A 26,938-nucleotide genomic window follows, 5' to 3' on the forward strand; every position below is an offset into this window, starting at 1 on the left:
GCGTGCTCGGGTGACCCCTCGGACCGGATCGACGCTTCCCCTGGTCCCGGCAGCAGCCTTCGTGCTGGTCTGGTCGTCGGGCTACATCTCCGGCCCCGCTGCGGTGGATGCGGCCGCGCCGTTCGCAGTACTGGGGTGGCGCTTCGTCATCGCCGCCCTGCTCGGCGCCGGGCTCGCCCTCGCGCTGAGGCGCCCGACGCGGATGGACCGGGCCACGCTCGGTCGCGTCGCGGCCGTCGGCCTGGTGATGAACGCGTTGCAGTTCGGCCTGATGTACGTCGCCTTCGACCTGGGCCTCGGCGCCACGCTGGCCTCGTTGTTCCACGCGCTGAGCCCCGTGCTCACCGCACTCCTCGCAGCGGCGCTGCTGGGCGAGCGCGTCTCGATGCTGCAGGTGCTCGGCTTCGTCGTGGGGGTCGCGGGGGTGCTGATCGTCCTCGGCTCCGACCTGGGGCACGCCGGCGGGCCGATCGCCGTGCTGGTCGGCGGGCTCAGCATGCTCACCCTCAGTCTCGGCACGCTCGGTCAGCGGTGGATCGGCGCGCAGCCCGACCTGCTGTGGTCGGCCGCGGTGCAGTTCGCCGTCTCCGCGCCGCCACTGCTGGTGCTCAGCTGGCTCACCGAGGGCGCGTGGCCGGTGACGGACACCGGCCAGGCGGTCGGCTCCGTGCTGCTCCTGGCGATCGTCAACTCGATCGTCGGGCTGATGCTGCTCGCGCTGCTCGTGCTGCGCGGCGGCTCGGGCGCGGCGGCGAGCCTGTTCTTCCTGAGCCCGCCGGTGACCGCCGTGCTCGCCTGGCTCGTGCTCGACGAGACGCTGTCGATCACCCAGCTCATCGGCCTGGTGGTCGCCGTGGTCGGCGTGGCCGCGGCGACCCGCACCCGGCGTACGCCCGTGCCGGCTCAGGAGGTCGGGACCCAGTAGCGGCGCTTGATCCCCCGGACGTCCTCGAGCACCCCACCGGCAGCCTCGATCACCCCGATCGAGCCGATGTTGTCGTCGTCGCAGGTCACCAGGGCCGACTCGATCCCGAGGCCACGCGCCCACGCGAGCGAACCGACGAGCATCGCGGTGGCGTGCCCTTCACGCCTCCGCGTGGGGCGTACGTCGTAGCCGATGTGGCCACCGACGTCGAGGAGGAAGTCGTTGAGGACGTGGCGGATCGCGATCCGGCCGAGGTAGGTCTCCCCGTCGACCCACCAGAGCGTCGTGCAGGGCACGTGCCAGTCCGGGCGGGACGTCTCGAGCAGCGCATCGGCCTTCACGGCCTCGACGAAGACCTCGAACGCCGTCGGGTCCTGCCACTGCGGCGCGTTGTGCTCGATCCACGCGGCGGTCTGGCTGTTCTCGGCGCCCTCGGCGACGAACTCGTCCATCGCCTCCAGGAAGGACTCGTGGACGGACGTGGTCGGCAGGACGAGCTCGGGCATGGGCACCGTTCTACCCGGTTCCACGCGGGGTCTGCACGCGATATCGGGTCGTCGCCCACGCGACCCGTGGGGAAGGATGCCGCCATGCCCCCGCCTCCCGTCGCGCCCTACCCCGCTCCGCACGGGAAGACTGCGCGGCGGCTCGAGTGGGCGTTCCTCCCGCCCCACCTCCGGGCGTGGATCGAGCGCCGCTGCGGATCGCCCGTCGTCTCGGCCATCACCCAGAACAGCGGGTTCACGCCGGGCTTCGCGTCCGTGCTGGTGTGCGAGGACGGCTCGCGCCACTTCGCCAAGGCCGCCTCGGTCAAGGCCCAGCGGATGTTCGCGGACTCCTACCGCGAGGAGGCGCGCAAGCTCGCCGCCCTCCCGGCGACCGTCCCCGCGCCGCGGCTGCTGTGGCACCTCGACGACGACTGGGTGGTGCTCGGCACGGAGTACGTCGCCGGCCGCTCGCCGGCGCGGCCGTGGCGCCGGCCCGAGCTCGACGCGCTGCTCGACGCCCTGGAGCAGGTCGCCGACGCGCTCACACCGCCGTTCGCCGACCTCGCTCTCGACAGCGCCGAAGACGACTTCGTGCCCCTCCTCGACGGTTGGGCCGGCATCCGCGCCGCCCGGACCGACCTCGACCCCGCCCACCTCGCCCAGGCCGAGTCGCTGGCCCATCGCTACACCGAGGTGGTCGGCGGCGACACCCTCGTGCACACCGACATCCGCTCCGACAACGTGATCATCGACGCCGACGGCCGGGCCCTGATCTGCGACTGGAACTGGCCGGTGCGCGGTGCCGCGTGGTTCGACTCGCTGGCCGCCCTCATCGCCCCGCGCGGTGAAGGGATCGACGTCGAGGAGGTGATCGCCGGGCGGCGGCTCTTGCGCGGCCTCGACCCCGAAGCGATTGACATCAACCTCGCGCTCTACGTCGGCTACTTCCTCCACCAGTGCGAACTGCCCGTGCCGCCGACGTCGCCGCACCTCCGCGACCACCAGCGCTGGCAGGGCGAGGTCTGCTGGGACTGGCTGGCCGAGCGCCGGGGCTGGACGTGACCGCACCACGCGCGGTGGGCGTACGCCTGCCGTACGCCGCCGTCCCCGCCGCCGTCCGCGACTGGGTGGAGCAGTCGCTCGGCTCCCCCGTCGTGGCGACCGCCGAGCAGGTGGGCGGCATGTCGCCCGGGTGTGCGACCCGCGTGACGTGCGCCGACGGGACGCGGGCGTTCGTCAAGGCCGTCGGCGACGAGCTCAACCCGGACACGCCCGGCCTGTTCCGGCGCGAGGTCGCTGTGCTCGGCCACCTCGGTGCCCACGAGCTGTGGGCCGGGCTGCTGGCGTCGTACGACGACGGCGCGTGGGTCGCGCTGCTGATCGAGGACGTGGAGGGGCGCCACCCCGACTTCACGCACGACGCGGAGCTGGAGGAAGTGCTCGAGGGGACCGACCGGCTTTCCGAGCTGCTCCGCGAGCGGGATGTACCGGCGTCGGTGGACCTCGTCGATGTCGCGCGGGTCTTCGGCAAGTGGGCGGACTCGCTCGACACGCTCGCCGACGCCCCGGCGGCGACCCCCGTGCCCGGCTGGCTCCGCAGCGACCCGTACGAGTGGGCGGGGCTCCTGCGCGAGCACGCCGCCCGGCCGATGCCTCACGTCGCGCACTGGGACATCCGGGTGGACAACCTGTTGCGCCGACCCACGGGTGAGGTCGTCTTCGTGGACTGGGGCATGGCCGCTCGCGGCCCGGCGTGGGTCGACCCGCTGCTCGCCCGGCTCGAGCGGGTGGACGATCCGTGGTTCGACGCCTCGATCGGCTCGTCGCCGGCCCTCTCCGAGGCGGGCGACGAGGTCGTCACGGCGTTCCTGGCCGGCTTCGGCGCCCACCTGGCCGTGCGCTCGGTGGTCGCCGTGGACGTCAACCTGCCGACGCTCAACGATTTCCGGATCCGGGAGTCGCGCCGCATGCTGGGCGGAGTCGCTCGGCGCACCGGCCGCTGAGCGGGGAACGATTTGGGCGGTCGCGACGCCTGACGGTAGTGTTTCTCCCTGCGTGTCCGGCACCCGACCCTCACCGTCGTTCGGTGGGTGTTGCCAGGCAGCCGACAGGCACCAGACTTCCATCAGACCAGTTCGAGCATTTGAGGATCCACACGTGGCGAACATCAAGTCCCAGATCAAGCGCAACAAGCAGAACGAAAAGGCGCGCCAGCGCAACCAGGCCGTGAAGTCGCGCCTGAAGAGCGCCGTGCGCAAGTTCCGCGAGGCTGCTGACGCCGGTGACAAGGACGTCGCCGTGGCCGCCGGTCGCGACGCCATGAAGGCGCTCGACAAGGCCGCCTCGAAGGGCGTCATCCACGGCAACCAGGCCGCGAACCGCAAGTCCTCGATCGCCAAGAAGGCCGCTTCGCTCTGACGCGACACCTTTCTGCCTGACACCCGCCCACGTGGCGGGTGTTTCGCATTTCAGGGGTGGGTCAGCGGATCTCGCGCAGCGACGCCACCGTGAGCACGAGCCGCTCGAGCGTGTACGACGCGTCGTGGGCCTGGCCCTTGATGTCGGCGTCGGCGACCGCTACGGCTCGTACGGCAGCACCGATGCCGTCGGCGCTCCACGCGCGGGACTGGTCGCGCACGGTGCGCACCTTCCACGGCGGCACGCCGAGGTCGCGGGCGAGATCGGCGTCGCGGGCGCCTCGCGAGGCACCCAGGTAGCGCGCCAGGCTGCGCGCCGAGGCCGCCATGGCCGAGGTGACCAGCACCGGGGAGGTGCCCGAGTCGAGCGCCCAGCGCAGCTCCTCGAGCGCCTGGGCGCGCTTGCCGGCGAAGGCGGCGTCGGCGACCGTGAACGACTTGGCCTCCGCCCGCCCGCCGAAGTAGCGCTGGACCTTCTCGACGGTCAGCGCCTCGCCGGGATAGTCGTTGGTGAGCTGGTCGGCCGCCGCCGCGAGCGAGCGGAGGTCGTTGCCGACGGCCTGCACGAGGAAGGTCGCAGCCTCGGGGTCGATCTTCGCGCCGTGGGTCGCGACCTCGGAGGTCACGAAGCCCGGCATCTCGTTGGCCCGGATCTCCTCCGACTTCACCTCGGTGACCGCCGAGAGCTTGCGGAGCTTGGCCAGCACGCCGCTGCCCTTCGGCCCGCCGGAGTGCACCAGCACGAGGGCGACGTCGTCGGCCGGGGCGGCGCAGTAGCCCAGGAGGCCGTCGACGGACTCGTCGGGCAGGTCCTCCAGGCCGCGTACGACCACGCACCGGATCGAGGAGAACAGCGACGGCGCGGCCATCTCCCCGAGCGAGGCGAGCGTGAGGTCGCCGGCCGTCGACTCGGCCAGCTCGGCGTCCGCATCGTGGGCGCGTACGGCGTCGCGCACCGACGTGACGGTGCGGGCGGAGAGGTACTCCTCCTTGCCCGTCACGAGGATGACGTGGCCGAGGACCTGCGCGGCGGAGGGGGTGCGTGCCATGGTCCGGCAACTCTATCCGTGGGCGACGACACCGATCTCGCCGTCCCGCTCGACCACGACCACGTCGCCGGAGAGGTCCGTGCGCCAGACCCGCATCCCCGCTGCGGTCAACGCAACGAGAAGGTCGGGCGCGGGGTGGCCGTAGTCGTTGTCGGCACCGACCGAGACCAGCGCGAGCCGGGCGCCGAGGGACGTCAGCCAGTCGAGGTCCTGGTGCCGGCTGCCGTGGTGGGGCACCTTCAGCACGTCGACCTGCAGGCCGGCCAGGTCGCGGGCCAGCGCCGCCTGGGCGGACGGCTCGACGTCGCCGGTCAGCAGGATCCGTACGCCCGCCACCTCGGCCACCAGGACGACGCTGGCGTTGTTAGGCGCGCTCTCGCCGGGGTCGGTGCTGGCGCCGGGCCGCGGCCAGACTGCCTGGATCGTCACTTCGCCGATCATCCGGGCGACGCCGTACGCCGCCGGGCCGGGGTCGCGGCCGACGACCTCCTCGACCGTGCGTACGCCGTCGGGCGGGTCGAGCAACGCGGTGCCCTCGATCGCTCCCACGTCACGGCCCTCGAGCACGCCTGCCACGCCGTCGACGTGATCGGCGTGGAAGTGGGTCAGGAGCAGGAGCGGAACCGACTCGACCTCGAGGCGGTCGAGGCAGGCGTCCATCAGCGTCGGGTCGGGGCCGGCGTCGACCACGACGGCGGCGTGCGGTCCGGCGCGCAGCACCAGCCCGTCGCCCTGCCCGACGTCGCAGGCCGCCAGCACCCACCCGTCGGGCGGCCAGCCGGGTGAGGGTGGTCGCACCAGCATCACCACGACGAGCAAGCCGGTGCAGGCCAGCGCCGACCCGGGTCTTCGCAGCACCCGGGGAGCCAGCGGCACCGACGCCACGCAGGCGATGGTCAGCAGGGTGAGCGGCACTGGGCCGGTGCCCCAGTCCACGGAAGCCGTCGGCACGTCCGCACCCCACCGCGCGACCGCGATGATCCACTGCGCCGACCAGGCCGCCGGCGCGGCGACCACGACGCCCAGGGGCGCCCAGGTGAGGCCGGCGAGGCCGCCGGTCAGGCCCAGCACAGTGGCCGGCGCGACGGCGGGCGCGGCGAGCAGGTTCGCCGCGACGGCGACAAGGCTGACCTGCCCCGAGAGCGCCGCCACCACCGGTGTGCACGCGACCTGCGCCGCCAGCGGCACGGAGACCGCTTCGGCGACCCAGCGCGGCGTCCAGCGCATCAGCGCATCGCGCCAGACCGGCGCGAGGAGCAGGATCCCCGCAGTCGCCAGCGCGGACAGCGCGAACCCCGCAGTCACCGCCAGCCTCGGCCACAGGAGCAGCAGGCCGAGCACCGCCACCCCGAGGCCACGGATCCCGCGCGAGCGGCCGTTGCGCCCCATCCCGATCAGCGCGACGGTGCCCATCGCCGCTGCTCGTACGACGCTGGGCTCTGCCCGCGCCGTGATGACGAACCCGACGATGCCGGCCGCGGCCAGCGCGTGCAGCCACCGCCCGCGCACCCCCAGCCAGCGACCGAGGATGAGCACGAAGCCGACCACCAGCGTGAGGTTGGTGCCGCTCACGGCCAGCAGGTGCGTCAGGCCCGTCGTACGGAAGTCGTCGGCGAGGGCGGGTTCGAGCCCGCCGTCGTCGCCCACCACGAGCGCCGGCACCAGCTCGCGCGCGTCGGCGTCCCGCCCCGCGACCGCGGCGCGCACCGAGCGGCGTACGGCAGCGGCGGCGTCCCACCACACGTCGGGCTCGGCGACGACGCGCGGGTCGCCGGTGGGGCGGACCAGCGCTGCCACCTCGTCGTCGCCGGGCACCAGCCGGGCCGTGGTCTCGAACGACGTGCCCAGCGGCAGTCGCGGCCACCCGGCGTCCGCCATCAGCACGACCGGGACGTCCAGCGACCACGCGCTCCCCCGGCCCTCGACGCGCGACACGTCGGCGCGCGCCACCAGCAGGTCGCCGTACTGCCCGGCCACGACGCGTACGTCCGACGTGAGCTCGAGCCGCAGCGTCACGACCGCACCCTCCTCGGCCAGTGACGCCACGGGCGAGGTCGTGACGAGGGCCTGCTGGAGGGCAGCCACGCCCGCCACCGCGACGAGGGCAGCCAGCGGCCCGAGCCACGCAGCGGACCAGCGCCTCCCCCGTACGCCGGCGCCGACGACGACCACCAGCAGGCAGACGGCCCCGAGCGCCGCCGAGCCCGGGAGCACGAGGACGAGGAGTGCCCCGCCCCAGGCGCCTGCGCCGAGGGCGATTGCCCGCAGGTCCGGCATCGGTCAGAGCGTGACGAGCGGGGCGAGGTCCTCGAGCGTGGCCTCGCCGATGCCGTCGACCTCCAGCAGCTCGTCGACCGAGGTGAACCCGCCGTTGTCGGTGCGCCAGGCGAGGATCGCCCCGGCAGTCACGGGGCCGACCCCCGGCAGTGTCTCGAGGACGGTCTGGTCGGCCGTGTTGAGGTTGACCAGCGACGTACCTTCGGGCGCGCTCGTCCCGAGGCTGCCTGCGATGCCCGGCGCCGGCGCGACTCCGACCAGGATCTGCTCGCCGTCGACAACGAGCCGGGCCAGGTTCAGCGCCGTGAGGTCGACCCCGCGCCGCGCTCCCCCGGCCGCCTTCAGCGCGTCGACCACGCGCGACCCGGGCGGCAGGACGGCGATGCCGGGCTTGCGGACCTTCCCGGCGACGTCCACCACGAGGTCGACGTCCTGGCCGACGGCCTCAGTCGACTCCTCGGGCGTCACCGGGGCCAGCGGCTCCGCAGACGAGGTCACGGTCGCGGTCGGCACGAGCTCGGCCTGGTCGCGGACGGCCCACCAGGCCGCGAGGGCCACCGCGGACGCGGCCACCACAGCGACGACCGCCAGGTGCACCGGCCCGAGCTGCAGCCCGCCGATCCGCAGCCGCCGCGACGCGTGCCGTCCCGGCACCGCCAGCACGACCGGCACGGGCGGGTCGTCGGGCCGCTCGCGCACCCGCGTGTGGGTGGACGGGTCGGACTGCGCCGGCTCACCTCGTACGGCGGCGAGCTCGGCGCTCAGCGTCGCCAATCGCCGCGACACCGCCTCGGCGTGCTCGGGCGAGGACTGGGATCGGCGCATCCCTCCACGCTAGGAACGCCGACACCCGCCCAACAGGGGCGATCGGCAATCTGTGGACAGGCTCAGGGACGGGGCGAGACGCAGACCGCGACCATGCCCGGCCCGACGTGGGCGCCCAGCACCGCGCCGAGCTCGCCGCACATGACCTCGCGGCCCTCCAACCCTGACGCGAGCCGCTCGGTCAGCAGTGCGGCAAGCTCCTCGGCGCGGTCGGCGTTGGCGAGGTGGGAGACGCAGACGTCCAACGACTGCTCACCGGCGGCCTCGACGGCGAGGTCGGCGAGCCGGGCCAGCGCGCGCGACGCCGTACGCACGCGCTCGAGCGGCATCACCTTGCCGTCGGTGATCTGCAGCAGCGGCTTCACCGAGAGGGCGCTGCCGAAGATCGCAGCCGCCGCCCCGATCCGGCCGCCGCGGCGGAGGTACTCCAGGGTGTCGACGTAGAACAGCGACGTCGCGCCCTCGCCCCGGGCCAGCGCCGCCTCGGCGGCCTGCTCAGCCGTCCCGCCGGCGTCGAGGACGTCGCAGGCGGTCAGCGCGGCATAGCCGGTCGCGATGCCGACCTGGCCGGAGTCGACGACGTGCACCGGCAGCTCGAGCTCGAGCGCGGCGAGCTGCGCGGACTCGAAGGTCCCGCTCATCTCGCCCGACAGGTGCACCGACACGATCTCGTCGACGCCCTCGGCCTCCAGCGAGCGGTAGAGCTCGGCGAAGAGCGCCGGCGCCGGGCGCGACGTGCTGACCGGCACGAACTCGCGCAGCGCCTCGGCGACGACCTCGGGGGTCGCACCGTCCGGCCCCTCGTCGAGCACCTTCGCGCCGATCACGACCTGCAGTGGCACGACCCGGATCCCGCGAGCCTGCGCCACCTCGGCGGGCAGGCTCGCGGTCGAGTCGGTGACAACGACCACACGAGACATAGGGGCGACCCTACTGGCGCGCAGGAGCCTCAGACGACGATGTTCACGAGCTTGGGCGCGACCACGATCACCTTGCGCACCGGAGCGCCGTCGATGGCCCGCTGCACGCCCTCGTCGGCCATGGCTGCCGCTTCCAGGTCGGCCTCGGTGACGTCCGGGGAGACCTCCAGGCGCGCGCGCACCTTGCCGCGGACCTGCACCACCGCCGTGACGGTGTCCTCGACCAGCAGCGCCTCGTCGACCTCCGGCCACCCGACGCGTACGACGGTGGGCTCGTGGCCCAGCCGCTCCCACATCTCCTCGGCCGTGTAGGGCGCGACCAGCGACAGCAGGATCGACACGGCCTCGGTCGCCTCGCGTACGGCGGGGTCTGCGGGACCGCACCCGGAGTCGATGGCCTTGCGCGTGGCGTTGACCAGCTCCATCACGCGCGCGACCATCACGTTGAAGCGGTAGGCCTCGACCAGCTCGGCAGCGTCGTGCACCGTCCGCGCGGTCGTACGCCGCAGCGCCAGGTCGCCGGTCGACACGTCAGCACCGGGCGACGAGGTGACGTCGCCCGACAGCCTCCAGGCGCGCTGCAGGAAGCGCAGCGACCCCTCCGGCGACATGTTGGCCCAGTCGATGTCGTCCTCGGGCGGACCCGCGAAGACCAGCGTCAGGCGCACCGCGTCCACACCGAAGGCACCCAGCTGGTCCCCCAGGTCGACGCCGTTGCCCAGCGACTTGCTCATCTTCTTGCCCTGGTTGATCACGAAGCCCTGGTTCAGCTGCGCCGACCACGGCTCGCGGAAGTCGACCAGGCCCATGTCGTTCAGGACCTTGGTGAAGAAGCGGCCGTACAGCAGGTGCAGCACGGCGTGCTCGACGCCGCCGACGTACAGGTTCGACGGCATCCACGCGTTGACCTTGGCGCTGTCGAACGGCTGGGTGTCGTCGTGCGGCGAGCAGTAGCGGAACATGTACCAGGACGAGTCCACGAAGGTGTCCATGGTGTCGGTGTCGCGGGTGGCCGGACCACCGCACGTGGGGCACGCGACGTTGACCCACTCGGCCGCCCCGCCCAGCGGCGAGGTGCCCTTGGGCTTCAGGTCGGAACCGCGCAGCATCGGCAGCGTCACCGGCAACTGGTCCTCGGGGACGGCGACCTCACCGTCGACGGGGCAGTGGATGATCGGGATCGGCGCGCCCCAGTAGCGCTGACGGCTCAGCAGCCAGTCGCGCAGGCGGAAGTTCACCGTGCCCTTGCCGGTCTTCTGCGCCTCCAGGAACTCGATCGTCGCGCTCTTGGCCTCGGCGACCGGCAGGCCGTTGATGTCCAGCGGCGCGGCGCTGCCCGGTGCGGGCGAGTTGATGGTCGCGCCCTCGCCGCTGTACGCCTCACCGTCGAAGTCGGCCGGGACCTCGGTGGTGCGTACGATCGGCAGCCCCATCGTGGTCGCGAACTCCCAGTCGCGCTGGTCGCCGCCGGGCACGCCCATGACGGCGCCGGTGCCGTAGTCGGCCAGCACGTAGTCGGTCGCCCACACCGGGATCTGCTCGCCGGTCACCGGGTTGGCGGCGGTGATGCCCAGGTCGACGCCCGTCTTGGCGCGGTCGGTCGCCAGGCGCTCGATGTCACTGGCCTTGCGGACCTCGTCGCGGTAGCCCTCGAACGCCTCGCGCTGCCCGTCGCTGACCAGCTCGGCGGCCAGCGGCGAGTCGACGGCGACGACCATGAAGGTCGTGCCGAAGATCGTGTCGGGGCGCGTCGTGTAGACGGTGACGGGCTCGTCACGCCCGGCGATGATGAAGTCGACGTGCGCACCCTCGGACCGCCCGATCCAGTTGCGCTGGGCCGTGACCACGCGGTCGGGCCAGGTCTTCTCCAGGTCGTCCAGGCCGTCCAGCAGCTCCTGGGCGTAGTCGGTGATCTTGAAGTACCACTGGGTCAGCTCCTTCTTGGTCACCTCCGCCCCGCACCGGTCGCAGACGCCGCCGACGACCTGCTCGTTGGCCAGCACGGTCTGGTCGTTGGGGCACCAGTTGACCGCGCTGTTCTTGCGGTAGGCCAGGCCACGCTTGAAGAACTCCAGGAACAGCCACTGCGTCCAGCGGTAGTAGTCCGGGTCGGAGGTGTTGAACGTGCGCGACCAGTCGAAGGACGCGGCGTACTTCTTGCACGACTCGATCGACTTCGCGATGTTGGCGCGCGTGTAGGTGTCGGGGTGCTCGTCGTTGCGGATCGCAGCGTTCTCCGCGGGCAGGCCGAAGGAGTCGAAGCCCATCGGGTTCAGCACCTCGTAGCCGCGCTGCCACCAGTAGCGCGCGACCACGTCGTGCAGCGCGAACACCTCGGCGTGACCCATGTGCAGGTCACCGCTCGGGTACGGGAACATCGTCAGCGCGTAGCGCTTCTCGCGCGGGCTGTCGTCGTCGGCGCGGAACGGGTCGAGCTCCTCCCAGACACGCTGCCACTTCGTCTCGGTGGCGGCGATGTCGTACGTCGCGCGCTCTCCGTCGTGAGCTGCGTTGTCCTGCGTCATGGCGTGTCCTCTTGTTGCTGGCTGCTGGGTGGTGGCATGAAAAAACCCCTCACATGGAGGGGTAGCCGCGTGTCGGTCCTCGTGGGTGGGAGGACTCGATCAGCGCGGCTGAGGAAGGAGGAGCTGGTTCTGCACGGGACCAGCATACTCGTTTCCGTGAGTGCCGACCTGAGCAGGTACGACGACGTCCTCGATCTCCTCCGCGACCTGCCCCGCCGCGTGCCCGCGCTGCAGGTCGTCGTGGTGAACGGGTCCGCGGCTGCTGGCGGCTGGGACGACCACTCCGACCTCGACATCGAGGCCTGGTGCAGCGGCGACGCCGCCACGACGTACGCCGCCGTGCTGGCGCTGCTGCGCGCCGAGCTCACGGTCGACAGCGTCTGGGAGCTGCCCGAGGCGACGTGGCCGGACGGGCGCCAGTGCTTCGTGCACCTCCAGCCCGACGCAGCCGACCTGTCGCGGCCGACGCGGCTGCTCGACATCGTCGTGCTGACCACGCCCGAGCGGCTGACGATGGACACACGCCGCCACGGCACACCGATCGTCGTCCACGACCCCGACGGACTGCTCGTCCTGGAGGACGACGACGAGGCCGAGCTGGCAGCCCAGCGCGCGCAGGCGATCGAGCAGACCGCGGCGCGGCGCCAGACGGCCGCGTGGCTGGTGGAGCGGGCGATCGCGCGCGACGACCTGGCCGAGGCGACCCTGCTGCACCTGCGGTTCGCGGTGGAGCCGCTGGTCAAGCTGCTGCGCATCCAGCACTCCCCCGCCCGCTTCGACTTCGGGCTGCGCTACCTGCGCACCGACCTGCCCGACGGGTTCGCGGAGCGGGTGGAAGCACTGCTGCCCGGGCCGGACCTGGCGGTCCGGTCCCGGGCAGCGTTCGCGTGGCAGGACGAGGTCCTGGATCAGCTCAGGTGACGACTCACTTCACGAAGCGCGGCGTGAGCGGCGGGTTCCACCACTCGCCGTTGTAGGCCTTCACGGCACCGATCACGTGCAGGATGCCAGCCACGACGAACGCCGCGGCGAGCGCCGGGAGCATCACGACCAGGCCGAGGCCGAGGGTCAGCAGGGCGATCGGGATGGTGAGGATGCCGAGCACCACCAGCCAGATGAACATCGTGATCTGGATGTTGAGCGAGTTCGCGGCGTGGGCCCGGACGAACGGGCCGCGGTCCTTGTGGATCACGTAGACCGCGATCGAGGCGAGGAAGCCCAGGAAGCCGGCGGAGCAGATCATCGCGACGACCGCGCCGGCGTGGCTGATCGCACCCCAGGTGCGCTCGTCCTCGGCGGACATCGTCGACGGCTGGGTCTGGTAGCCCTGCGGCTGCTGGACGTACGCCTGCGTCGGGTGGGGCTGCGTCGGGTCCGCGGCCTGCGGGTCCTGCGGGTACTGGTCGGACATCTCACTCACTCCTCGGTGGGCCGGGTGCCCTGTCGATGACACCCACTCAAGCACGCCGGGAGCACCGTTTCATCCCGTTCCGGGGTCGAGTCAGGGTCGGGTCAGGGGTCGTTCCGGGCGGGGCGTCGTCGCGATCCCCGGGTACCCGGGGAAACTGCAGCCTCCACCCCGAAACTTCGCGGGTGAGGCTCCAGTTTGGATATGGAACCTCCGCCTCCCGCCTCCCCGACATCGACTGCCCAATAAGTGTTTGACAGTCGCCGGTCCGCGGGGCACACTCACTCCCCAAGAACTCTTGGAGGGTGAGATGGCGGACGAGACGCGCGATCCCGGCGACGTGGCCCGGCTGCGGGCGACGGCCCACCCCGTACGGCTGCGCATCATGTCCTTGCTGACCGCGGAGGCGATGAGCGCGGCCGACGTGGCCCGCGCGCTGGATCTCACGCACGCCAACGCGTCGTACCACCTGCGCGTGCTCCACGACATCGGCGAGCTCGTCGTGGAGAGCGAGGAGAAGATCCGCGGTGGGGTCGCCAAGCGCTACCGGTACGACGCCACGCGCGAGGTCGCGGACCGTACGAGCCAGGTCGACGACCGGATCGCGTACGCCCGGGCCAACGCGCTCGAGGTGGAGCGGCGGCTGCGCGACGCCGCCACCGGGTCGGGCTCGGCCAGCGACCTCGAGGCCTGGGTGCCCGTCGCGGCGTGGCACCGCGCGCTCGACCTCCTCCACGAGGCCTCGCACCTCCTGCACGCCGCCGCGCTCCCGGCGGGCACCCCCGACACCGTCCACATCAGTGCGACGACGAACGCCTTCACCATGACCGGTGGCCTCACGGGCGAGGTCGCGAGGTGGCGGCCGTGACCTGGTCCAGCGCCCTCGCGCCCCTGCGCAACCGCAACTTCGCGTGGTACTTCGCCTCGCGCTTCGTCAACACGCTCGGCAACATGATGGCGAGCATCGCGCTCGCCTTCGCCGTCCTCGACATCACCGACTCCCCCACGGCGCTCGGCCAGGTCCTGGCTGCCCACACCATCCCGATGGTCGCGCTGCTGCTCTACGGCGGTGTGATCGCGGATCGGTTCCCCCGCACGCTGGTGCTGCAGTTCTCCAACGTCGCGTCGGCCCTGAGCCAGGGCGCGATCGCCGTGCTGGTGCTGGCCGGTCATGCCGAGATCTGGATGCTCGTCCTGCTGAGCATCGTCCACGGCGCAGTGTCCGGCGTCGGGTTCCCCGCGATGGCCAGCGCGCTCCCACAGCTGGTGCCACGCTCCGACCTCCAGCCGGCCAACGCGCTGATCTCGCTGACGCGCAACGGGATGATGGTGATCGGCCCCACCCTCGGCGCGCTGCTGGTCGTCACGGTGGGATCGGGGTGGGCGCTCGCGGTCGACGCCCTCACCTGGGCGCTCGCTGCGCTCCTCCTGGTACCGGTGACCATCCCGCCCAAGGAGTCCGCGGGCGAACCGGCCGACACCCTCCGTGAGCTGCGCGAGGGATGGAGCTTCTTCTGGGCGACGCCCTGGCTCTGGATCGTCGTCGTCGGCTTCGGCGTCCTCAACCTCATCCACGCCGGCGCCTGGTCCACGCTCGGACCCGCGATCGCCGACGACACCATCGGCCGACAAGGCTGGGGCTTCGTGCTGTCCGCGGAGGCAGCCGGATTCCTGGTCACGACCGTCGTCCTGCTCCGGGTCCGTCTGGAGCGCCCCCTGCTGCTGGGCATGCTCGGCGTGCTGCTGATGGCACCGCCCATGCTGATCCTCGGGGTCTCACCGCACCTGGTCGGCCTCGTGATCGCGGCCTTTGCGGCCGGCGCCGGCACGGAGGTGTTCGGCATGGGATGGAACCTCGCCATGCAGGAGAACATCGAGGACCGCATGCTGTCGCGCGCCTACTCCTACGACGCACTCGGCTCCTTCGTGGCGATCCCGATCGGTCAGATCGCATTCGGGCCCCTGGCCGCAGCCTTCGGCTACCGGCCGGTCCTCATCACCTCCGCCGTCGCCTACGTCGTGGTCGTGGCACTCGTGCTCTGCTCTCGGTCCGTACGCACCCTGCCGCGGGCACCGGTCTCCGAGCCTGCACCGGCCGCGCAGTAGGTCGCTAGGGTCGCGTCATGAGCCTCCTGGACCTCTTCCGCCTCGACGACAAGGTCGTCATCGTCACCGGCGCCTCGAGCGGCCTCGGCGTCGCTTTCGCCCACGCGTTCGCCGAAGCCGGGGCCGACGTGGTCCTCGGCGCGCGGCGGGTCGACAAGCTCGAGGCGGTGGCCGAGTCCGTACGCGCCACTGGCCGGCGCGTGCATACGGTGGCCACCGACGTGGCCGACCCCGAGCAGTGCCAGCGGCTCGTCGACGAGGCGATGGAGGCGTACGGCCGCGTCGACGTCCTCGTCAACAACGCGGGCATCGGCACCGCCGTCCCCGCCACCCGCGAGACGCCCGAGCAGTTCCGCTCGGTCATCGACGTCAACCTCAACGGCTGCTACTGGATGGCGCAGGCCTGCGGGCGCGTCATGCAGCCGGGGTCGAGCATCATCAACATCTCCTCGATCCTCGGCATCACCACCGGCGGCCTGCCGCAGGCGGCGTACAGCGCCTCGAAAGCGGGACTCGGCGGACTGACCCGCGACCTCGCCCAGCAGTGGACGGGTCGCAAGGGCATCCGCGTCAACGCGCTGGCGCCCGGGTTCTTCGCCTCGGAGATGACCGAGACCTATCCCGACGGCTACCTCGACCTGGCGATGCAGCGCGTGCCCGCCGGACGCACCGGCGACCCGCGCGAGCTCGCCGCCACCGCGGTCTGGCTCGCCTCCGGCGCCGGCGGGTACGTCACCGGTCAGATGATCCCCGTCGACGGCGGGCTCACGATCGCCTGATCAGACCCAGGGTTCCCCGCGCAGCACGCCGTCCGTACGCGTGCCGTCGACGGCCTCGGCGAGCCACTGGGCTGCCTCGTCCGGCTCGTGGAGCCCCGACCCGCTCCAGCCGTCGAGCGACCGGACCACGAGCGACCGGCCGTCCCGCACGGCGTACACGCCACCGGTGAGCGCCAGGACGAAGGCGTCGTCGATCCGCCCGGCCTCGTGCCCCGCACCGGGCGAGCGCCACTCGGGCTGGCGTTCGAGCAGCACCGGAGCGGCGCCCACGCCGATCCCCACGACATCGTCGCCGAAGGTGGGGTGGGCACCCCACTGGACGGTGATGGGCTGGGTGGCGCGCGGACCCGTGAGTCGCACCGTCCTGCGGACCTCGAGGTTGGGTCCGTCGGACCACGCCAGGTCCACCGGCTCGCTTACGGCCCGCCCGGACGCCACCAGTGCATCGACCCAGGCCTCCGCACGTGCGGAGGCGCCCGTGCTCCCGTCCTGCGGCACGAGCGTCGACGCCGCGAACCGCCGCCGGTCCGGCCAGGCCACGACGGCCACGCCGTCGAGGGTGACCTGGGTCAGCTCACCGGACGACGTACGCAGCGCGAGCGTCGCACGCGTTCCACGCTCGTCGTCGTCCCAGCCCATCGACCACGAGGCCGGACCCAGGTCGACCTGATCACCGATGGGCTCCAGCGTGATCCCCACTCCCCCGCCGGAGGGCTCGAACACCCGCCGGGGCCAGTGGCGGCTCGGCTCGAACCCGAGCGCGATCAGCAGGTCGGCGACCCGCTCGGGGTCGGGAGGGCTCAGCTGCAATCGCTCCACGACGGCCCCGTCCGCAGGCCCGGGAGGCATCGGCGACGTCCACTGGATCAGGAACGGCAGCGCATCGTCGTACGGTCCACCGCCGACGTCGCAGACCTCCCACTCGACGAGGTCACCGTCAGGAGTGCGACGCGAGCCCGGCACAGCGGGTGCGGGCTCGAAGCCGCCGGCCGAGAGCGACGTACGCGCCGCCTCGAGGTCGTCGACTGCGATCGCCCACGAGATCGGTCCCCGGGCGGCGCGGATCCGGTCCAGCCAGGGGTTCGACTCGTCGGAGCCCGCCGCGATCAGCTCGACGTACGCCGGGCCGGGACCGCGAACGAGGGCGTTCTCGGTGCCGACCGGGTGCCTGCCGCCAGGGGCAGCGGGAATCCCCGCTGCCGTCCACCGGGCCGCCGCCTCGTCGAGGCCCTCGACCGCGACGACCAGGTGGTCGAACCGGGCGATCATCGGGACGGCCAGGTCTCAGCCGGCGGCGAGGATCTCGGTGACGGCGGTGACCAGACCGGCGATGTCCTCGTCGCTGGCGACCAGCGGCGGGGCGAAGCGGACGGTCGAGCCGTGGGTGTCCTTGGCGAGGATGCCGCGCGCCATCAGGGCCTCCGACATCTGGCGACCGGACATCAGGGACGGGTCGATGTCGATGCCGGCCCAGGCGCCGCGGACGCGTACGTCGGACAGACCGCTGCCGATGAGCGGGGTGAAGCCGGCCTCGAGCTGGGCGCCGATCTCGGCCGAGCGGGCCTGGAAGGTGCCCTCCTCGAGCATCGCGACGACCTCGGTGCCGATCGCGGCGGCGAGCGGGTTGCCGCCGAAGGTCGAGCCGTGCGAGCCGGGCGTGATGACGTCCATGATGTGGTGGTCGGCCGCGATCGCCGAGACGGGGTAGATGCCGCCGCCGAGCGCCTTGCCTAGGATGTAGATGTCGGGGACGACGTCCTCGTGGTCGCACGCGAACGTCCGGCCGGAGCGCGCGAGGCCGGACTGGATCTCGTCGGCCACCATCAGCACGTTGCGCTCGGTGCAGAGCTCGCGCAGGTCGCGCAGGAAGCCCTCGGGCGGCATCACGACGCCGCCCTCGCCCTGGATCGGCTCGAAGAGCACGGCGACCGTGGTCTCGTCGATCGCCGAGGCGATGGCCTCGATGTCGCCGTACTTCGCGCTGCGGAACCCGGTGGTGAAGGGCGCGTAGCCCGAGGTCGCGACGTCGTCGTCGGAGAAGCTGACGATCGTGGTGGTGCGGCCGTGGAAGTTGCCCTCCATGGTGATGATCGTGGCCTGTCCGGCGGGCACGCCCTTGACCTCGTAGCCCCACTTGCGGCTGACCTTGATCGCGGTCTCGACGGCCTCGGCGCCGGAGTTCATCGGCAGGATCATGTCCTTGCCGGTGAGGCGGGTCAGCGCCTCGGCGAAGCCGCTGAGCTGGTCGTTGAAGAAGGCGCGGCTGGTCAGCGTGAGCTTGCCGAGCTGCTCGCGCGCGACCGCGACGAGCCGCTCGTTGGTGTGGCCGAAGTTGAGCGCGGAGTAGCCCGCGAGGCAGTCGAGGTAGCGCTTGCCGTCGACGTCGATGACCCATGCGCCGTCGCCCTGCGCCAGCACCACCGGAAGGGGGTGGTAGTTGTGCGCTGCGTAGCGCTCGGTGGTCTCGACGTGGGAGGCCGTGAGGTCGGAGACGGTGCTGGTGGAGGAGGCGGTCGCGGTCATGAGCACATGGTGCCACCGGCCCTCGCCGAACGCCGATTTCGCTGCGATCGGTGCAACGAGAAGAGGCCGGACCCTTGCGGATCCGGCCTCTTCGTTGGTGGAGGTGAGGGGACTCGAACCCCTGACCCTCTGCATGCCATGCAGATGCGCTACCAGCTGCGCCACACCCCCAACAGCAGAGAAGATTAGCCGACGCCTCGACCTAGGTGAAATCGGGGTCCGTGGCCGGTGACGCGAGGCGGTTCCACGCGATCAGGCGCCACCGTTCGACCCCGCCGGTCCACGTCGAGGCCGAGTGCTCGAGCACCACCCAGCCGCAGTTCGCGAGCACGCCGAGCGACTCGGCAGGGTCGCCCGACCACCCGAGGAAGGCCGGCACGGCCACGCGCAGCGCGGCTCCATGGGACACGACCAGGCCGGTCTCGCCGTCGGCGAGCGTGTCGACGTACGACGTCAGCGCGGGCACGAAGCGCGCCAGCACGTCGTCGCGGGTCTCCCGCCCCGGGATCGCCTCGAACTCGCCGGCGAGCAGGGCGGCGTACTCCTCCGGGTGCGCGGCGGCGTACTCCTCGCTGGTCAGGCCGGCGCGGTTCGGGCCGATGTCGAACTCGCGCAGCCGCGGGTCGCGGACCGGCTCGAGGCCGCACTCGGCGGCGACGGCATCGGCCGTCTGTGCCGCGCGGGCGAGGTCGGACGACCAGATCGTGACGGGTCGCAACGCGGCGAGCACCGGCGCAACCTCCTTGGCCTGCGCCAGCCCGACGTCGTCGAGGGGCACGTCGGCGTGGCCCTGCGCACGGCCGGTGTCGTTCCACTCCGTGCGCCCGTGCCGCAGGAGAACGAGCCTCACGTCAGGGTGAGCGGGATCACCGGGCAGTCGCTCCAGAGCCGCTCGAGGGCGTAGAACATCCGCTCCTCCTCGTGCTGCACGTGGATGACGATCTCGCCGTAGTCGAGCAGAACCCAGCGACCCTCGCGGTGGCCCTCGCGGCGGATCGGCTTGGCGCCGGCGTCGCGGAGCTTGTCCTCGACCTCGTCGACGATGGCGCCCACCATCCGCTCGTTGGTGGCGCTGGCCAGCACGAAGGCGTCGGTGATCGCGATCTGCTCGCTGACGTCGAAGGCCAGGACCTGGTCGGCCTTCTTGTCGTGCGCGGCCTGGGCCGCGACGGCGACGAGCTCGAGGGCGTGGTCGGTGGCTGTCATGCAGTGTCCTTGCTGTCGTGCGTGGTCGAGGGAGAGGCGTAGAGGTCGTGCTTGGCGATGTACTGGACGACGCCGTCGGGCACGAGGTACCAGACCGGTTCGCCGCGCCGATGACGGTCGCGGCAGTCGGTCGAGGAGATCGCCAGTGCGGGGATCTCGACCATGGTGACCTTGTCGGACGGGATCTTCTCAATCGTCGCGGGGTCCATCTCGTAGCCCGGCCGCGTACAACCGACGAAGGTCGCCAGCTCGAAGAGCTCGTCGGCGTCGCGCCAGGTGAAGATGTCGGCCAGTGCGTCGGCGCCGGTGATGAAGAACAGCTCCGCGTCGGGCATCTCGGACTTGAGGTCGCGCAGCGTGTCGATCGTGTACGTCGGCCCGTCGCGGTCGATGTCGACGCGCGAGACGTTGAACCGGGGGTTGGCCGCGGTCGCGACCACCGTCATCAGGTAGCGGTGCTCCGCCTCGGTGACGTCGCGGTCGCTCTTCTGCCACGGGTCGCCGGTGGGGACGAAGACGACCTCGTCGAGGTCGAACCACGACTGGACCTCGGAGGCGGCCACCAGGTGTCCGTGGTGGATGGGGTCGAACGTGCCGCCCATCACCCCGACGCGACGCACCACGGGATCAGCTGTGCTCGCGTCCGCCACCGAAGGAGACGACGGCCGCCAACAGCACGAGGAGCAGGCCGAGGGCGATCGCGCCCACGAGGTAGGGGCTCACCACGGGGTCGCCGTGCTCCGCCTCGGCGGCGAGGACGATCAGGGAGTTCAGCATGCGCGCATCCTATCGGCCCGGCCGGTGCGCCTCAGCGCACGTGCCCGTCACCGACCACGACGTACTTGCTCGAGGTCATCTCGGGCAGCCCCATCGGGCCGCGGGCGTGCAGCTTCTGGGTCGAGATCCCGATCTCGGCGCCGAAGCCGAACTCGCCGCCGTCAGTGAACCGGGTGGAGGCGTTGACGACCACGGCGGCGGAGTCGACGGCCGCGACGAAGCGTCGGATGGTGGCCTGGTCCCGCGCCAGGATCGCCTCGGTGTGGCCGGAGGAGTAGCGCCGGATGTGCTCGATGGCACCCTCGACGTCGTCGACCACTGCCGCCGAGATCTCCATGGCCAGGAACTCGGCCGCGTGGTCCTCGTCGGTCGCCGGCACCACGTCGTCGTACTCAGCGAAGGCGGGGTCGCCGTGGACCAGTACCCCCGCGGCCTGCAGGGCCTCGACGACCGTCGGGAGGAACTCGTCGGCGACGTCGCGGTGCACGAGCAGCGACTCGGCCGCGTTGCACACGCTCGTACGTTGGGTCTTGGCGTTGAGCACGATCGCGAGCGCCTGCTCGAGGTCGGCGGACGCGTCGACGTACACGTGGCAGTTGCCCACCCCGGTCTCGATCACCGGGACCGTGGACTCCTCGACGACGCTCCGGATCAGGCCCGCGCCGCCGCGCGGGATCAGCACGTCGACCAGCCCGCGGGCCCGCATCAGGGCCTTCACGCTGTCGTGGGTCTCCCCCGGCACCAGCTGTACGACGTCCTCCGGCAGGCCGGTGCCGGCCAGCGCCCCGCGCATCGCCGCAACGAGGGCGGCATTGCTCGACCGGGCACTGGACGAGCCCCGCAGCAGCACGGCGTTGCCGGCCTTGAGGCAGATCCCGGCAGCATCGGCGGTGACGTTGGGTCGGGCCTCGTAGATCATTCCGACGACGCCGAACGGCACCCGTACCTGCCGCAACTCGAGGCCGTTGGCCAGCGTGCTGCCGCGCAGCACCTCGCCCACCGGGTCCGGCAGCGCCGCGACGTCGCGCAGTCCCTGCGCCATCGCCGCGAGCCGGTTGGTGTCGAGACGCAGCCGGTCGACGATGTTGGCCGGGGTGCCGCCGGACTCGGCGCGCGCGACGTCCTCGGCATTGGCGGCCAGCACATCGGCTTCGGCGGCGAGCAGCGCGTCGGCCATCGCGTGCAGCGCGGCGTCCTTGGTCGCCCGGGTGGCCGTGGCGAGGACATGGCTGGCCGTCCTCGCCCGGGTGGCGACCTCGCGGACGTCCTCCTCGCTGCTCATGCCGCACAGCGTAGGCCGGTGAGGCGTCCGGGGCGTCGAGCGCGGTGGCGCGTGGACCGGGACTACCCTCCCTCCATGTCGCGCTACACCGGGCTGGTCGTCGCACTGGCGACGGCCGCAGCAGTCATGACCGTCGCGACCGTGGACGCCACTCCGCCGGCGACATTCGCGGTGGCGGCAACGGCCGAGCTGCCACGCGACATCGAGACCGGCGTCGAGCTCACGCTCGCCGACGGCGACCTGTTGCGGGTGTGGGCGGAGGACAGCGACGGACGCAGGGTCTGGTCGCGCCGGCGCGATGCGGCGGCCGGCGTCTGGGGCCCACGCCTGCTGGTCCTGAAGACGACGAAGGGCCAGTGCGACGACGTCGACGCGCGCACGGCGAACGGAGCGGTGGCGGTCCTGGCCCACTGCGACATCGGCGGCATGGGGGACGAGTCGACGCCGACGCCCGACGCTCGCGCCCTCTGGTCCCCCGACGCGGTCACCTGGTCGGCGTACGAGCTCGAGGGCGAGGCGGGCGAGGAGCCCGGCATCTCCCCCGACGGCCTCAACGCGGTCTGGCCGATGGCGGACGGGTACGTCACCCACACCGCGGCCGGGTTCGCGCCGCACGTGCTGGCCACGCCCGACCGGGAGACGGGCGCAACGGCCACCATCAACGACGCCGCACTGGTGTCCTACCTGTACGGCATCACGTCCGGCGATGCCTGCAGTCTCGTCGTGCTCACGCGGACCGGCGACGGCTCACCCGCGCGCCAGGACCTTCCTCTGCGCAGTGAGTGCTGGCACACCTTGATCGCCAACATCGACGCGGACACCGCCTGGGTGGGCGACGTCCACTACCCGGAGGGGCGCGCGGTGGTCTCCCGTCCAGACGCCGGCTCGCCGTGGTCGGTCACCCAGATCGCTCCCATCGACGCGCCGGGGCTCGAGGACGTCAGCGGAGTGCTCTCCACCGACTTCTTCACGGCGCCCGGGCTTCCTCTCGTCGCACTCGGGTCACGTGTCGGCCGGCAGGTGCGCGCCCAGCGCTACGACCCGGCCGCCCAGGCATGGGGACCGGTGACCACGGTGCACAGGTCGCGCACCCCGTGCCAGTGGGGCAACAACCTCATCGAGACGCCGCTCGCCGTCCTCGCCATCGTCCTGCAGTGCGGGGACAGCAACGTGGTGCTCACCACGCGCGACGGCCTGGCGTGGAGGGCGCTACGGATGGGTGAGCGCCCGGTCGGCAACTCACCCGACGGTCGCTACGTCGCCGTGCCCGGACCGACCAGCACCCACGTCATCTCGGCCGAGCTCGGCGTCGTGAGCCTGCCCGGCGGGATCACGGGGCGGTGCGACGTCGTGGTCCCCGACGGTCCCCGGGCAGCCGTGCAGCTGCTCGCGGAGGCAGGCTCGCGGCGGTGGCCGACACTCCTGCGGCGCGTCTCCGCGACCGGCACGAAGCGGCTGGGGCGGTACGCGGCGCGGACCACCGGCCGGTGCTCGGAGGCCGAACCGGGTTACTACCTGCCCCTCCACTTCGACATGAGGAGCACCCGCATCGACCTGGGCCAGGCTGTGCGGATCGTGCGGCGCGACAGCGGCTGGACGGTGCGGATCAAGCGTTTCTGACGGGCCCGGACGCGCGGACGGCCCGGCAGATCGCCTGCCGGGCCGTCGTACGCGGTGGTGCTGGGCTCAGCCCTTGCGCTCCTTGACCTTCTCGGTCGCGGCGGGCAGGACCGTGTGCAGGTCACCCACGACGCCGAAGTCGACGAGCTCGAAGATCGGCGCCTCGGGGTCCTTGTTGACCGCGACGATCGTCTTCGACGTCTGCATGCCGGCGCGGTGCTGGATCGCACCGGAGATGCCGTTGGCGACGTAGAGCTGGGGCGAGACCGTCTTGCCGGTCTGGCCGACCTGGAACGCGTGTGGCATCCAGCCCGAGTCGACCGCTGCGCGCGAGGCGCCGACCGCTGCGCCGAGGCTGTCGGCGAAGCCCTCGACGGGCTCGAAGTTGCCGCCGGTGCCACGACCGCCGGAGACCACGATGGCCGCCTCGGTCAGCTCGGGGCGACCGGTGGACTGGCGCGGCTGGGTGGCCACGATCTGCGCGGTCTTCGCGCCGTCGCTGATGGTCGCGGCGAACGCCTCGACCGTCCCGGCACCCTCGGACTCCTCGGGAGCGGCCGAGTTCGGCTTGACGGTGATGATCGGCGTGCCCTGCGTGACCTTGGCCTGCACGGTGAAGTTGCCGGCGAACACGCTCTGCGTGGTGACGCCGCCCTCCTGCACGTCGACGGCGTCGGTGATCAGCCCGGAGCCGATCTTGATCGCCAGGCGCGCGGCGACCTCCTTGTTCTCGAAGGTCGAGGGCAGCAGGATCGCGGCCGGAGAGGTCTTCTCGACCAGCTGCTGCAGGGCCTCGGCCTTCGGCGCGACGAGGAACCCCTTGATCTGCGCGTCGTCGATCACGTAGACCTTCGCGGCGCCGTACTTCTTGACCTTCTCGGCCACGGCGTCGCCCTGCTCGGGCGAGCCGAAGAACACTGCGGCCGGCTCGCCGAGGCGCTTCGCGATCGTGAGCAGCTCGTAGGTGGGCTTCTTGACCTCGCCGTCGGCGTGGTCGACGACTACCAGGACTTCAGACATGTTCTCGCTCCTCTTCCCGGTCTCAGATGAACTTCTTGGACGCGAGGAAGTCGACAAGCGCGCCAGCGCCCGAGCCGTCCTCGTCGGTGACGATCTCGCCGGCCGTACGCGGCGGGCGCTCGGTGGTGTCCTCCACCTGCGACCAGGCGACCGACAGGCCGACCTCGCCGGCGTCGACACCCAGGTCGGACAGCGACCAGGTCTCGAGCGGCTTCTTCTTCGCGGCCATGATGCCCTTGAACGACGGGTAGCGGGCCTCGCCCGACTGGTCGGTCACGCTCAGGACGATCGGGAGCGTCGCGCCGATGACCTCGGTCGAACCCTCGTTGTCGCGCTTGATCCGGATCTGGTCGCCCTGCGACTCGATCACGGAGGCGAGCGTGACCTGCGGCAGGCCGAGGCGCTCGGCGAGCATCGCGGGGACGACGGAGCCCGACGCGTCGGTCGACGCCATCCCGCAGATCACGAGGTCGGCACCGGCGTCGGCCTTGATCTTCTCGACGGCCTTGGCCAGCACCAGCGAGGTGGCGATGTAGTCGGAGCCGGCGATCGCGTCGTCGACGACATGGACACCGGAGTCGGCACCCATCTGCAGCGCCTTGCGCACCGCGTCGGCGGCCTTCTCGGGGCCGACCGTGAGCGCGGTGACGGTGATCTCCTCACCCTCACGCTTCTCGCGGAACTGCAGGGCCTGCTCGACGGCGTACTCGTCCAGCTCGGACAACAGGCCATCGACACCGACGCGGTCGACGGTGAAGTCGTCCTCGAACTTCCGGTCGGCCGTGGCGTCCGGCACGTGCTTCACACAGACAACAATGTTCATGGTGGTGTGGCCTCGCGGCCCCTCCTGTGGACTCGGATGTGCTTGCGAGGTTACTAGCCAGTCACCCCGGCACGGAATGCCGTTCCGGGTGGAGTGGCTCACAGCCCTCGCTCAGCGTTGCCGGACCGCGAACTTCTCGGAGTGGCGCTCCGCGAGGTGCTGGCCGTCGCCGGCGTACGTCACCCGCAGGCGGTACGTGCCCGTGCGGAGGATGCCGAACCGGGCGAGCGCGGCTCCGGTCGTGTCGAGCGTGCGCTCACGCGGCGTGATCGTGCCGGTTCCGAGATGACGGACGGTCACGGTCACCGGACCCGTCGGGCGCGTGCCGTACTCCCCCGCCGCCGTCACGACCACGGAGGTGGGGATGCGTGCGCCGCGCCCCGTCACCCGCACCTGGAGGCGGGTGCGCACCTGACTGACCACCCACGTGACGGTCGGGGACGCGCTGCTCGCCTGCCGGTCGGGGAACTGCGGGGCGAACGTCGCGGACACCGGGTGCTCCCCCACGAGCGCGCGCGGCAACACCGCGCTCGCACTGCCGTCCGCCCTGAGGTTGGCCTTGATCACGCTGCCGTCGATCGTGAACGTGACGTCCCCCTCTGCGGGTCCGCCGGGGGTGTCCACGTGCGCCGACGCGGTCACGGTCTGGCCGTACGCCGACTGCACCGTGCTCAGCACCAGCGTGGTCGTCGACGTCGGGGCGCCGTACGCAGGCACTGCCGACGCCGCGCCCGCGAGGACGAGGAGTGCGACGGTGCCGGCGGCACGGGACCCGACCATCAGCGGCGCGCGACCTTGAAGGTCTTGGTCTTCCGCTCGGCGAGGTGGTTGACGTCACCGCGGTAGGTCACCACGACGCGGTAACGCCCCTGGGCCAGCACGCCGAGGCGGATCTGCGCGGTGCCGGCGTCGCTGAGCGTGCGGCTCTTGAGCCACTTGCCGGGCTTGCCGAGGCGCTTGACCTTGAGCTGCACCTTGCCGGTCGGCACGGTGCCGTACACGCCCGCTGCCTTCACGCCCACGCGGGTGACGGAGTTCGTGGTCCTGCCGGTGACGGGGATCCGCACCTTGGTCTCGGCCTTGGCCACGGTCCAGGCCTGAGCAGCCGACGAGCTGCCGACGAACGCCGCCAGGTCCGTCGGCGCGAAGGTCGCCACGATGCTGTGGGCACCGACGGCCGCGTCCGGCAGCACGAGCGACGCGATCCCGTCCTTGTCGACCTTCGCGCGGGTCACGATCCCGTCGACGAAGAACACGACCTCTCCCGCCGGGGTGCCGGACGACGCCACGACCTTGGCCGAGGCGTTGACGTCCTGGCCGTACGTCGCCGTGGCCCTCGCGAGCGTCAGCGTCGTGGTCGTGGAGGCAGCGACTGCGATCGTGTCGATGACGGGCGGCTTGCCGTTGGGCGCCTCGCAGGAGATCGCTGCGTCGCCCGCGGCCACGTTGTTGTTGAAGAACCGCAGCGATCCGGTGATCCTGCCGGCGGAGACCTCGAGGGTCGACGGGGTCGGAGGGGCGGTGTACGTGAAGGGAGCCGAGGCACCGTTGAGCAAGACCGCCGTGGGGACCGTCTGGTCGTTGAGCGCCGTCCTGGGGACGTTCAGGACGGGGTTGGCCGCCGCCGTACCGAAGGTGACGCTCGAGGTCAGCGTCGCCTCGACCTGGGTTGCCGGCTTGGCGGCGATCGCCTTCGCCGTCTCACCGGGCAGCGTGGCCTTCGCCGTGACGATCAACTGCGTCGACTGGCCCGTGATCATCCGCGGCGGGGCGTTGGTGTCGAGGACGACCGGCAGGGTGAAGGTGCCGAGCCCGTCCGCGGTGCAGGTGTAGTCGATCGACGGACTCACCGCCTCGGCGGCGGGCGGAAGCGCCGCCAGGGCAACGACGGCGAGCGAACCGGAAGCGACCGCCGCGGCGGCGCGGCGGGACCGGGTGCGTACGGAGAACGTCATCATGCCCCTGACG

The 26,938-nt window shown here is 71.9% G+C and carries 27 protein-coding genes and 1 tRNA gene; 9 read left to right on the forward strand and 19 right to left on the reverse strand.

The genetic code is table 11. From position 1 onward, the window contains the following. Positions 1-10 precede the first annotated feature (10 nt). Positions 11-925, forward strand: coding sequence for a DMT family transporter (locus tag EUA94_RS00530; protein ID WP_129423630.1), 915 nt, complete (start codon positions 11-13; stop codon positions 923-925). Here EUA94_RS00530 and EUA94_RS00535 read toward each other — a convergent pair. Next, positions 904-1,431, reverse strand: coding sequence for a GNAT family N-acetyltransferase (locus tag EUA94_RS00535; RefSeq protein WP_129423632.1), 528 nt, complete (start codon positions 1,429-1,431; stop codon positions 904-906). The genes EUA94_RS00530 and EUA94_RS00535 overlap by 22 nt on opposite strands. Positions 1,432-1,515: 84 nt before the next feature. On the opposite strand from EUA94_RS00535, the gene EUA94_RS00540 reads away from it, so the two are divergent. The 3 genes from EUA94_RS00540 (at position 1,516) to rpsT (ending at position 3,831) form a co-directional block, all read left to right on the forward strand. Further along, positions 1,516-2,475, forward strand: a complete 960-nt coding sequence (locus EUA94_RS00540; protein ID WP_129423634.1) for a phosphotransferase — start codon at positions 1,516-1,518, stop codon at positions 2,473-2,475. Beyond that, a complete protein-coding gene (locus EUA94_RS00545; RefSeq protein WP_129423636.1) occupies positions 2,472-3,416 on the forward strand; it encodes an aminoglycoside phosphotransferase/kinase family protein in 945 nt (314 codons plus the stop codon). Before EUA94_RS00540 ends, EUA94_RS00545 begins: the two co-directional genes overlap by 4 nt. A 154-nt stretch (positions 3,417-3,570) precedes the next feature. Further along, positions 3,571-3,831, forward strand: coding sequence for a 30S ribosomal protein S20 (rpsT, locus tag EUA94_RS00550; protein WP_129423638.1), 261 nt, complete (start codon positions 3,571-3,573; stop codon positions 3,829-3,831). A 61-nt stretch (positions 3,832-3,892) separates the two neighbouring features. On the opposite strand, the gene holA is transcribed toward rpsT, so the two are convergent. The 5 genes from holA to leuS all read right to left on the reverse strand — a co-directional run bounded on the left by holA (position 3,893) and on the right by leuS (position 11,426). Then, on the reverse strand, positions 3,893-4,879 hold the full coding sequence (gene holA / locus EUA94_RS00555) for a DNA polymerase III subunit delta (protein ID WP_129423639.1): 987 nt from the start codon (positions 4,877-4,879) through the stop codon (positions 3,893-3,895). 12 nt (positions 4,880-4,891) lie between these two features. Then, positions 4,892-7,156: a ComEC/Rec2 family competence protein gene (locus EUA94_RS00560; protein WP_129423641.1), complete on the reverse strand. Its 2,265-nt coding sequence runs from the start codon at positions 7,154-7,156 to the stop codon at positions 4,892-4,894. Positions 7,157-7,159: 3 nt separating this feature from the next. After that, on the reverse strand, positions 7,160-7,981 hold the full coding sequence (locus EUA94_RS00565; protein ID WP_129423643.1) for a ComEA family DNA-binding protein: 822 nt from the start codon (positions 7,979-7,981) through the stop codon (positions 7,160-7,162). Positions 7,982-8,043: 62 nt separating this feature from the next. Beyond that, complete coding sequence (locus EUA94_RS00570; protein ID WP_129423645.1) at positions 8,044-8,901, reverse strand: DegV family protein; 858 nt, start codon at positions 8,899-8,901, stop codon at positions 8,044-8,046. 29 nt (positions 8,902-8,930) lie between these two features. Then, on the reverse strand, positions 8,931-11,426 hold the full coding sequence (gene leuS, locus EUA94_RS00575) for a leucine--tRNA ligase (RefSeq protein ID WP_129423647.1): 2,496 nt from the start codon (positions 11,424-11,426) through the stop codon (positions 8,931-8,933). A 156-nt stretch (positions 11,427-11,582) separates the two neighbouring features. On the opposite strand from leuS, the gene EUA94_RS00580 reads away from it, so the two are divergent. After that, on the forward strand, positions 11,583-12,347 hold the full coding sequence (locus EUA94_RS00580; RefSeq protein WP_129423649.1) for a hypothetical protein: 765 nt from the start codon (positions 11,583-11,585) through the stop codon (positions 12,345-12,347). A gap of 4 nt (positions 12,348-12,351) precedes the next feature. Here EUA94_RS00580 and EUA94_RS00585 read toward each other — a convergent pair whose 3' ends face one another. Further along, positions 12,352-12,837 carry a DUF4870 domain-containing protein gene (locus EUA94_RS00585; protein WP_129423651.1) on the reverse strand — a complete coding sequence of 162 codons (486 nt, stop codon included), beginning with the start codon at positions 12,835-12,837 and terminating at the stop codon, positions 12,352-12,354. A 307-nt stretch (positions 12,838-13,144) separates the two neighbouring features. On the opposite strand from EUA94_RS00585, the gene EUA94_RS00590 reads away from it, so the two are divergent. The 3 genes from EUA94_RS00590 to EUA94_RS00600 are packed head-to-tail and all read left to right on the forward strand — an operon-like array spanning position 13,145 to position 15,719. Continuing rightward, positions 13,145-13,702, forward strand: coding sequence for an ArsR/SmtB family transcription factor (locus EUA94_RS00590; protein ID WP_129423653.1), 558 nt, complete (start codon positions 13,145-13,147; stop codon positions 13,700-13,702). Next, the gene (locus EUA94_RS00595; protein WP_129423655.1) at positions 13,699-14,940 is read left to right on the forward strand and encodes an MFS transporter; all 1,242 of its coding nucleotides are present in this window, start codon (positions 13,699-13,701) and stop codon (positions 14,938-14,940) included. Before EUA94_RS00590 ends, EUA94_RS00595 begins: the two co-directional genes overlap by 4 nt. A 17-nt stretch (positions 14,941-14,957) precedes the next feature. After that, complete coding sequence (locus EUA94_RS00600) at positions 14,958-15,719, forward strand: SDR family NAD(P)-dependent oxidoreductase (protein WP_129423657.1); 762 nt, start codon at positions 14,958-14,960, stop codon at positions 15,717-15,719. On the opposite strand, the gene EUA94_RS00605 is transcribed toward EUA94_RS00600, so the two are convergent. The 8 genes from EUA94_RS00605 to EUA94_RS00635 form a co-directional block, all read right to left on the reverse strand. Next, positions 15,720-16,988 (reverse strand): VOC family protein, encoded by a 1,269-nt coding sequence (locus EUA94_RS00605; protein WP_129423659.1) that lies wholly within the window; start codon positions 16,986-16,988, stop codon positions 15,720-15,722. A gap of 15 nt (positions 16,989-17,003) precedes the next feature. After that, positions 17,004-18,242: an ornithine--oxo-acid transaminase gene (gene rocD / locus EUA94_RS00610; RefSeq protein WP_165356748.1), complete on the reverse strand. Its 1,239-nt coding sequence runs from the start codon at positions 18,240-18,242 to the stop codon at positions 17,004-17,006. Positions 18,243-18,337: 95 nt separating this feature from the next. Next, a tRNA-Ala gene (locus tag EUA94_RS00615) sits at positions 18,338-18,413 on the reverse strand. A 31-nt stretch (positions 18,414-18,444) separates the two neighbouring features. Then, on the reverse strand, positions 18,445-19,092 hold the full coding sequence (locus EUA94_RS00620; RefSeq protein WP_165356749.1) for a histidine phosphatase family protein: 648 nt from the start codon (positions 19,090-19,092) through the stop codon (positions 18,445-18,447). Then, positions 19,089-19,448, reverse strand: coding sequence for a ribosome silencing factor (gene rsfS, locus EUA94_RS00625; RefSeq protein ID WP_129423661.1), 360 nt, complete (start codon positions 19,446-19,448; stop codon positions 19,089-19,091). Before rsfS ends, EUA94_RS00620 begins: the two co-directional genes overlap by 4 nt. Beyond that, positions 19,445-20,071 carry a nicotinate-nucleotide adenylyltransferase gene (nadD, locus tag EUA94_RS00630; protein WP_277986068.1) on the reverse strand — a complete coding sequence of 209 codons (627 nt, stop codon included), beginning with the start codon at positions 20,069-20,071 and terminating at the stop codon, positions 19,445-19,447. Before nadD ends, rsfS begins: the two co-directional genes overlap by 4 nt. Positions 20,072-20,075: 4 nt before the next feature. Further along, positions 20,076-20,225, reverse strand: coding sequence for a hypothetical protein (locus EUA94_RS21985; protein ID WP_165356750.1), 150 nt, complete (start codon positions 20,223-20,225; stop codon positions 20,076-20,078). A gap of 31 nt (positions 20,226-20,256) precedes the next feature. Further along, complete coding sequence (locus EUA94_RS00635) at positions 20,257-21,507, reverse strand: glutamate-5-semialdehyde dehydrogenase (protein ID WP_129423663.1); 1,251 nt, start codon at positions 21,505-21,507, stop codon at positions 20,257-20,259. A 75-nt stretch (positions 21,508-21,582) separates the two neighbouring features. Between EUA94_RS00635 and EUA94_RS00640 the strand changes: the two genes are divergently transcribed. Continuing rightward, positions 21,583-23,127, forward strand: coding sequence for a hypothetical protein (locus EUA94_RS00640; protein ID WP_129423665.1), 1,545 nt, complete (start codon positions 21,583-21,585; stop codon positions 23,125-23,127). A 66-nt stretch (positions 23,128-23,193) separates the two neighbouring features. On the opposite strand, the gene EUA94_RS00645 is transcribed toward EUA94_RS00640, so the two are convergent. From EUA94_RS00645 to EUA94_RS00660, 4 genes are all read right to left on the reverse strand, one after another. Further along, a complete protein-coding gene (locus EUA94_RS00645; RefSeq protein WP_129423667.1) occupies positions 23,194-24,147 on the reverse strand; it encodes an electron transfer flavoprotein subunit alpha/FixB family protein in 954 nt (317 codons plus the stop codon). A gap of 22 nt (positions 24,148-24,169) precedes the next feature. Then, positions 24,170-24,952 carry an electron transfer flavoprotein subunit beta/FixA family protein gene (locus tag EUA94_RS00650; protein WP_242494603.1) on the reverse strand — a complete coding sequence of 261 codons (783 nt, stop codon included), beginning with the start codon at positions 24,950-24,952 and terminating at the stop codon, positions 24,170-24,172. A gap of 129 nt (positions 24,953-25,081) precedes the next feature. After that, on the reverse strand, positions 25,082-25,750 hold the full coding sequence (locus EUA94_RS00655; protein ID WP_129423671.1) for an Ig-like domain-containing protein: 669 nt from the start codon (positions 25,748-25,750) through the stop codon (positions 25,082-25,084). After that, positions 25,750-26,928 carry an Ig-like domain-containing protein gene (locus EUA94_RS00660; protein WP_129423673.1) on the reverse strand — a complete coding sequence of 393 codons (1,179 nt, stop codon included), beginning with the start codon at positions 26,926-26,928 and terminating at the stop codon, positions 25,750-25,752. Before EUA94_RS00660 ends, EUA94_RS00655 begins: the two co-directional genes overlap by 1 nt. Between the last annotated feature and the right edge of the window lie 10 nt (positions 26,929-26,938).

Source organism: Nocardioides zhouii, from assembly GCF_004137345.1.
In the GTDB taxonomy this organism is placed as follows: domain Bacteria; phylum Actinomycetota; class Actinomycetes; order Propionibacteriales; family Nocardioidaceae; genus Nocardioides; species Nocardioides zhouii.

Bases quoted from the DNA above. Each gene is read 5' to 3' on its own strand.
- EUA94_RS00560 (WP_129423641.1), bottom strand. From the start codon at position 7,156: ATGCCGGACCTGCGGGCAATCGCCCTCGGCGCAGGCGCCTGGGGCGGG.
- EUA94_RS00540 (WP_129423634.1), top strand. From the start codon at position 1,516: ATGCCCCCGCCTCCCGTCGCGCCCTACCCCGCTCCGCACGGGAAGACT.
- rocD (WP_165356748.1), bottom strand. From the start codon at position 18,242: ATGACCGCGACCGCCTCCTCCACCAGCACCGTCTCCGACCTCACGGCC.
- EUA94_RS00605 (WP_129423659.1), bottom strand. From the start codon at position 16,988: ATGATCGCCCGGTTCGACCACCTGGTCGTCGCGGTCGAGGGCCTCGAC.
- EUA94_RS00565 (WP_129423643.1), bottom strand. From the start codon at position 7,981: ATGCGCCGATCCCAGTCCTCGCCCGAGCACGCCGAGGCGGTGTCGCGG.
- leuS (WP_129423647.1), bottom strand. From the start codon at position 11,426: ATGACGCAGGACAACGCAGCTCACGACGGAGAGCGCGCGACGTACGAC.
- EUA94_RS00590 (WP_129423653.1), top strand. From the start codon at position 13,145: ATGGCGGACGAGACGCGCGATCCCGGCGACGTGGCCCGGCTGCGGGCG.
- holA (WP_129423639.1), bottom strand. From the start codon at position 4,879: ATGGCACGCACCCCCTCCGCCGCGCAGGTCCTCGGCCACGTCATCCTC.
- rsfS (WP_129423661.1), bottom strand. From the start codon at position 19,448: ATGACAGCCACCGACCACGCCCTCGAGCTCGTCGCCGTCGCGGCCCAG.
- EUA94_RS00645 (WP_129423667.1), bottom strand. From the start codon at position 24,147: ATGTCTGAAGTCCTGGTAGTCGTCGACCACGCCGACGGCGAGGTCAAG.
- EUA94_RS00600 (WP_129423657.1), top strand. From the start codon at position 14,958: ATGAGCCTCCTGGACCTCTTCCGCCTCGACGACAAGGTCGTCATCGTC.
- EUA94_RS00635 (WP_129423663.1), bottom strand. From the start codon at position 21,507: ATGAGCAGCGAGGAGGACGTCCGCGAGGTCGCCACCCGGGCGAGGACG.
- EUA94_RS00660 (WP_129423673.1), bottom strand. From the start codon at position 26,928: ATGATGACGTTCTCCGTACGCACCCGGTCCCGCCGCGCCGCCGCGGCG.
- EUA94_RS00655 (WP_129423671.1), bottom strand. From the start codon at position 25,750: ATGGTCGGGTCCCGTGCCGCCGGCACCGTCGCACTCCTCGTCCTCGCG.
- EUA94_RS21985 (WP_165356750.1), bottom strand. From the start codon at position 20,225: ATGCTGAACTCCCTGATCGTCCTCGCCGCCGAGGCGGAGCACGGCGAC.
- EUA94_RS00570 (WP_129423645.1), bottom strand. From the start codon at position 8,901: ATGTCTCGTGTGGTCGTTGTCACCGACTCGACCGCGAGCCTGCCCGCC.
- EUA94_RS00585 (WP_129423651.1), bottom strand. From the start codon at position 12,837: ATGTCCGACCAGTACCCGCAGGACCCGCAGGCCGCGGACCCGACGCAG.
- EUA94_RS00640 (WP_129423665.1), top strand. From the start codon at position 21,583: ATGTCGCGCTACACCGGGCTGGTCGTCGCACTGGCGACGGCCGCAGCA.
- EUA94_RS00535 (WP_129423632.1), bottom strand. From the start codon at position 1,431: ATGCCCGAGCTCGTCCTGCCGACCACGTCCGTCCACGAGTCCTTCCTG.